The following is an 888-nucleotide window of genomic DNA, read 5'->3' as shown; positions in this document are numbered from 1 at the left end:
CGCTACCTGTGCTTCCCGCTCTGTCCATGACTCACATGACTGCACCATCACCTGACTCCCACCAATCAAATCCCGGAGTTTCGTGGCTGGGTGACCGCAGCGCTAGGTGGTGGGATCGGACGCTTACGGCAAGGCCAAACCCTGCTGTGCACAATACGCCTCCGCCTTCAAACCACTGCTACGCCACCTTTCAACATGCGCCTCTCGCTGCGCCCAGGATTCACTTTCTTGCGCCATCGCTCCGCTCCTGACAAGGAAATCTCAGAGTGTGGTGGCTTGACGCGGGAATCGGTAGAAGGGGCGGTCGGACGCTTACGCTGGATGAGGCGATCTTCAAACTGCTGCAGAAGATCAAGCAGTAAGTGGCAATCGGGTCAGAGAGCCTCAGGTTCTCTGACCCTTCAAAACTAATACACAACAGGGGAAATCTTATGTGGCGACAATTGATTTGGTTGGGATTGGGTTTGTTGGGAGTGGCGATGGGGAAGATAGTTCTTATTGCCCCCCCACCCGAAGGTTATCCAGTAAGACTATATAAATTGAGTCTTGATCAGGACGGAGTAATGTTTGTTGTTACTGATGCGGGAATATACTCCAAGACGATAAATTCAGATAAATGGAGTCTATTCTTCAAAGAAGATCGAGAAAACAGATTTCTAAGAATCATTCACAATAAAAGTGACAAATTTTTATTAAAGCACAAGACACTAGATAGTGTCGTCACGAGATTTCCAGCCAAAGAGCAAGGCACCGTATTTGAAGAGGGTGTGCCTAATTTTGTGTAACCGGGGTTGTGTTACTGCTGCGGCAGCCTGTCTTCGTAGCAGATCGTAAAGCGAGTCAGCGCTGCCTTCCAGTCACGGATTGGCATGGTCCATTTCTTACTGA

At 49.4% G+C, this 888-nt stretch carries 2 protein-coding genes; one reads left to right on the top strand and one right to left on the bottom strand.

Annotated features, from left to right (window positions below; translation table 11 throughout):
* Positions 1-123 precede the first annotated feature (123 nt).
* A complete protein-coding gene (gene tnpA / locus PZA18_RS25550) occupies positions 124-237 on the bottom strand; it encodes an IS66 family insertion sequence element accessory protein TnpA (RefSeq protein WP_407951216.1) in 114 nt (37 codons plus the stop codon).
* A gap of 194 nt (positions 238-431) precedes the next feature.
* On the opposite strand from tnpA, the gene PZA18_RS23985 reads away from it, so the two are divergent.
* Complete coding sequence (locus PZA18_RS23985) at positions 432-785, top strand: hypothetical protein (RefSeq protein ID WP_284103412.1); 354 nt, start codon at positions 432-434, stop codon at positions 783-785.
* Positions 786-888 lie beyond the last annotated feature (103 nt).

Source organism: Parachitinimonas caeni, from assembly GCF_030129945.1.
Taxonomy (GTDB): domain Bacteria; phylum Pseudomonadota; class Gammaproteobacteria; order Burkholderiales; family Chitinimonadaceae; genus Parachitinimonas; species Parachitinimonas caeni.
The sequence above is the reverse complement of the archived record's forward strand: the minus strand, read 5'-3'. Positions and strand labels throughout refer to the sequence as shown.

Bases quoted from the DNA above. Each gene is read 5' to 3' on its own strand.
- tnpA (WP_407951216.1), bottom strand. From the start codon at position 237: ATGGCGCAAGAAAGTGAATCCTGGGCGCAGCGAGAGGCGCATGTTGAA.
- PZA18_RS23985 (WP_284103412.1), top strand. From the start codon at position 432: ATGTGGCGACAATTGATTTGGTTGGGATTGGGTTTGTTGGGAGTGGCG.